This window comes from Vogesella mureinivorans (assembly GCF_007644035.1).
Classification (GTDB): Bacteria; Pseudomonadota; Gammaproteobacteria; order Burkholderiales; family Chromobacteriaceae; genus Vogesella; species Vogesella mureinivorans.
Genome location: NZ_VMTV02000808.1, coordinates 1 through 255, shown reverse-complemented (window position 1 = coordinate 255; position 255 = coordinate 1). Strand labels below are relative to the sequence as shown.

1 protein-coding gene is annotated in these 255 nt (G+C 71.4%); it reads left to right on the top strand.

Annotated elements, in window-relative coordinates; all coding sequences use genetic code 11:
- Window positions 1-255: Maf family protein (locus tag FLQ44_RS19740; RefSeq protein ID WP_206208999.1), on the top strand; the 255-nt coding region annotated here is incomplete at both ends.

The window sequence follows — 255 nt, the reverse complement described above, 5'->3', positions numbered from 1 at the left end:
CGACTACGTGCAGCGCGTCGCCCGCGAGAAAGCCGAGGCCGGCTGGAACCGCGTCGGCCACCAGCCCTTCGCGCGCGTGCTCGCGGCCGATACCGAGGTGATTCTCGACGACGAGGTGTTCGGCAAGCCGCGCGATGCGCTCGACGCCGCCGCCATGCTGCGTCGCCTGTCGGGTCGTCGCCATCAGGCCGTCTCGGCGATCTGCCTCGCCGACGCGCAGGGCAGCCGCGAAGCCCTGTGCATCACCGAAGTCGA